The 4,295-nt window shown below is 73.3% G+C and carries 4 protein-coding genes; 1 reads left to right on the top strand and 3 read right to left on the bottom strand.

All coding sequences use genetic code 11. The features are described 5' to 3' along the window. Positions 1-24 precede the first annotated feature (24 nt). Together ACYVE9_RS17440 and ACYVE9_RS17435 are read right to left on the bottom strand one after the other, a co-directional pair. Positions 25-1,788: a DUF885 domain-containing protein gene (locus ACYVE9_RS17440; RefSeq protein WP_461028802.1), complete on the bottom strand. Its 1,764-nt coding sequence runs from the start codon at positions 1,786-1,788 to the stop codon at positions 25-27. Positions 1,789-1,836: 48 nt separating this feature from the next. Then, complete coding sequence (locus ACYVE9_RS17435) at positions 1,837-2,325, bottom strand: Lrp/AsnC family transcriptional regulator (RefSeq protein ID WP_461028801.1); 489 nt, start codon at positions 2,323-2,325, stop codon at positions 1,837-1,839. A gap of 59 nt (positions 2,326-2,384) precedes the next feature. On the opposite strand from ACYVE9_RS17435, the gene ACYVE9_RS17430 reads away from it, so the two are divergent. Next, positions 2,385-3,554 (top strand): trans-sulfuration enzyme family protein, encoded by a 1,170-nt coding sequence (locus ACYVE9_RS17430; RefSeq protein ID WP_461028800.1) that lies wholly within the window; start codon positions 2,385-2,387, stop codon positions 3,552-3,554. On the opposite strand, the gene ACYVE9_RS17425 is transcribed toward ACYVE9_RS17430, so the two are convergent. Then, the coding region (locus tag ACYVE9_RS17425; protein ID WP_461028799.1) for a GNAT family N-acetyltransferase at positions 3,502-4,295 on the bottom strand (794 nt) is incomplete at its 5' end. The genes ACYVE9_RS17430 and ACYVE9_RS17425 overlap by 53 nt on opposite strands.

Below are 4,295 nucleotides of genomic sequence, written 5' to 3'. Positions count from 1 at the left end.
CCGCCCGGCCGTCGCCATCCGCCCTCAGAGCGCGGACAGCTCCGCGGTGAGGTCGTCCAGGCCCAACGAGCCCTGGGACAACGCCGCCATGTGCCACTTCTTGGCGTCGAAGGCCGCCCCGTGCGCGCGTCGCGCCGCGTCGCGCCCCCGCAGCCAGGCCCGTTCGCCCAGCTTGTAGCCGATGGCCTGCCCGGGCATGCCCAGGTAGCGCACCAGCTCGCTCTCCACGAAGTCCGCCGGCCGTCCGCTGTGCATGCCGAAGAACTCCTGGGCCAGTTCCGGAGTCCAGCGTTCGCCCGGACGGAACGGCGACGTGCCGGGGATCTCCAGCCCCAGGTGCATGCCGATGTCCACGATGATCCGGGTGGAGCGCATCATCTGGGCGTCCAGATAGCCCAGCCGCCGCTCCGCGGTGGTGAGGAAGCCCAGCTCGTCCATGAGGCGCTCCGCGTACAGCGCCCAGCCCTCGGCGTTGGCGCTGACCATGCCGACCGTCGTCTGGTAGCGGGAGAGCCGGTCCGCCATGTGGGTCCACTGGGCGAGCTGGAGGTGATGGCCGGGCACCCCCTCGTGGTACCAGGTGCTGACCAGGTCGTAGACGGGGAACCGGGTCTCGCCCATGGTCGGCAGCCAGGTGCGCCCCGGCCGGGAGAAGTCCAGCGACGGCCCCGTGTAGTAGGGCGCGGCCGCGCCGCCGGGCGGGGCGATCATCGACTCCACCCGCTTCACACGTTCCGCGAGTTCGAAGTGGGTGCCGTCCAGCGCGGTGACGGCCTCGTCCATCAGCCGCTGCAACCAGATCCGCACCTCCTCCACGCCCTCGACGGCCTCGCCGTGGGTGTCGAGGTGGCGCAGCGCCTCCCAGGGGGTGGACGCGCCGGGCAGGATGCGTTCGGCTTCGGTGCGCATCTCGCCGAGCAGCCGGTGGTACTCCGACCAGCCGTACGCGTAGGCCTCCTCCAGGTCCAGGTCGGTCCCGTTCCAGTACCGCGCCCACAGCCGGTACCGGTCCCGGCCGACCGTCTCCGGCGCGCCCTCGATGCCGGGCGCGTACTTCTCCCGCAGCCAGTCGCGGAGTTCGGCGACGGCACCGGTCGCCTGCCGCGCGGCCCGGTCCAGTTCGCCGCGCAGCGCCTCCGGCCCGTCGGCGGCGAACGACACGAACCAGGCGGTGCCGTCGCGGTCACCGACCCACTCGTCCAACTGCCCGATCACGGTGCTCACCTGGCGCGGACCGGCCGGCAACCGCTCGTCCAGGCCAGCGGCGAGGGAGGCCCGGTAGCCCGACAGGGCTTCGGGAACCGCGCGCAGCCGGCGGGCGACCGCCGCCCAGTCGTCGTCGCTGGACGTCGGCATCACCGTGAACGCCGACCGGACGGCGTGCACGGGAGAGCTGAGATTGCTCACCCTGCGCAGGCCCTCCCGTGCGTCGTGCACGGCCAGCTTCGCGGTGAGCCGCTCCCGCAGCAACCGGGCGCAGCGCCGTTCGTTGTCCGTGTCGGCGTCCCGGACACGGCCGTCCGTGGCACCGGCGGGGTCGACGGGGGACGCGCCGCCGTGCCGGTCGGGTGAGCGGAGTGCCGCCTCCGCCTCACCGAGGCGGGCCAGCGTCGACCGGTGCAGCTCGGCGATCTCCTCCTGGCCGTCGGGAGAGAAGTCGGGCAGCCGGTCGTAGCTCTCCGGGAGCCCGAGATAGGTGCCCTGGACGGGGTCGAGTCGGACGATCGCGTCGACGTAGTCGTCAGCCACCCGACGCGGCAGCGGTGAGGGGTTCGTGGTTGCGGACATGCCACCATCCTCGTACGGAACCGCCGGCCGCGTCAGCCGTACCCGTGGTCAGGCCGTGGACGGTTCCTGAGGGGGCATCAGCGGCCCGCACTCCCACTGCTGGAAGATCAGCCGTGTCTCCACCCTGGCGACCTCCCGACGCGAGGTGAACTCGTCCAGCACCAGCCGTTGGAGATCGGCGGTGCCGGTCACCGCGACGTGCACCAGGTAGTCGTCCGGACCGGTCAGGTGGAACAGCGCCCGGGACTCCGGCAGCGCCTTGACCCGGTCCACGAACGGGCCGATCAGCTCACGCCGGTGCGGACGCACCTGGACGAGCAGCAGCGCCTCCAGGGACCGCCCCAGCCGGGCCGGGTCCAGTCGCAGCTCGTGCCCGAGGATGACACCGCTGCGCCTCAGCCGCCCCACCCGGTCCAGACAGGTCGAGGGCGCCACCCCCACGGCCGCCGCCAGATCGCGGTAGGTCGTCCGGGCGTCGTTCTGCAACAGCCGCAGAATCTCCAGATCGACCGGGTCGAGGCTCACAGAATCGGACATTCGCCGAACGTAGCACGGAGGCCGGCGGCTACTTCCCGGTAGTTGTTCAGTATCTGCTCATGGAGACCACACCTCGCTCACTGGCCACCGAGGCGGTGCACGCCGGCCGCGACGACCTCGCCGGGCTCGGCCTGCACGCCGCACCCCTGGACCTGTCCACCACCTACCCCTCGGCGGACAGCCGGGCGGAGGCAGCCCGCCTGGACGAGTTCGCCGCCACCGGCGCGCAGCTGTCGGGGCCGCCGGTGTACGCCCGGCTGGACAACCCCACCGTGGCGCGCTTCGAGCAGGCACTCGCCCGGCTGGAGGGCGCCGAGTCGGCGGTCGCCTTCGCCAGCGGCATGGCCGCCCTCAGCGCCGTGCTGCTGGCCCGGTCCGCGGCCGGGCTGCGGCACGTCGTCGCGGTACGTCCGCTGTACGGGTGCAGTGACCACCTGCTGGACAGCGGACTGCTGGGCACCGAGGTGACCTGGACCGACCCCGCCGGAGTCGCCGACGCCATCCGGCCCGACACCGGACTCGTCATCGTCGAGACCCCCGCGAACCCCACCCTGGCCGAGATCGACCTGCGGGCCGTCGCGCACTCCTGCGGCACCGTGCCGCTGCTCGCCGACAACACCTTCGCCACGCCCGTCCTCCAGCGCCCCCGGGAGCAGGGCGCCCGGCTGGTCATGCACAGCGCGACCAAGTACCTCGGCGGACACGGTGACGTGATGGTCGGACACGGCGCCTGCGACGAGGACTTCGCCCGGCAGCTGCGGAAGATCCGGTTCGCCACCGGGGGAGTGCTGCACCCGCTCGCCGGATACCTGCTGCTGCGCGGCCTGGCCACGCTGCCGGTGCGGGTCCGGGCCCAGTCGGCGACCGCCGCCGAACTGGCCCGGCGCCTCACCGGGGACCCGCGCGTCCAGCGGGTGCACTACCCCCGCCTGGGCGGGGCGATGGTCGCCTTCGAGGTGCACGGCGACCCGCACGAGGTGATCGCCGGCGTGCGGTTGATCACCCCGGCGGTCAGCCTCGGCAGCGTCGACACCCTCATCCAGCACCCCGGTTCGATCAGCCACCGCATCGTCGCCGAGGACGACCGGCACGGCGCGGGTATCAGCGAGAACCTGCTGCGGATGTCCGTCGGCCTGGAGGACGTGGACGACCTGTGGCGGGACCTCGACGCCGCGCTCAGCGCCCGTCGACCGCAGTCGCAGCGCGAGCGGGTGTCAGCCGGGCACTGATCACCAGGGTGCCCTCCTCGACCTGGTAGTCGAGCGGCAGGCCGAGGCCGCGCATCGCCGCGACCATGCCGGTGTTGGACGACCGGGTGACGGCGTAGACGCTGCCGCAGCGGGCCTCGGTGGCCATCGCCACCAGCCGGCGCAGCAGCTCCGCGCCGATGCCCCGGCGCTGCCACTCGTCCTCGACGAGGAGGGCCACCTCGGTCTCGTCGCCGTCCCACAGCAGGTGCCCGAGCGCGACGATCCGGCCGGAGGCCGTCTCCACCGCGAGTGTGCGGCCGTAGCGGGGCGAGAGCAGGTGCCCCAGGTACCGGTCGGCGTCGTGCACCGGACCGTGGTAGCGCAGCGACAGTGTCCGGTCCGAGCAGCGGTCGTGCATGGCCCGGGCGGCGGTGAGATCACCCGGTTCGGCACGGCGCACACTGATCGCGCCGCCGGCCGCGAGCGCCAGTTCGTCCCGCTGCGGCGGCACCCGCTGGCCCAGCCTGGCGTCCAGCTCCACGAGCGCCCGGGCCCGCGCGAACTCGGTGGGCGTGAACGGCAGGTGCGGGCGTTCGATGACGATGGTGCCGCCCGTCGGGTCCGGGAGCCGCAGCACGGACTCCTCCATCACCCCCTCCGCCGGCACCCGCGGGGCGGGCGAGGAGCCGGTGGGGGACTGGGCGGGCAGCGAGCGGATGGTGCAACGCCCCAGCAGCTCCCGGAGCGCGAGGGGGAGTTCGGCGGTGTCCAGCGCGGCAC

The organism is Streptomyces sparsus (assembly GCF_054776295.1).
The sequence above is the reverse complement of the archived record's forward strand: the minus strand, read 5'-3'. Positions and strand labels throughout refer to the sequence as shown.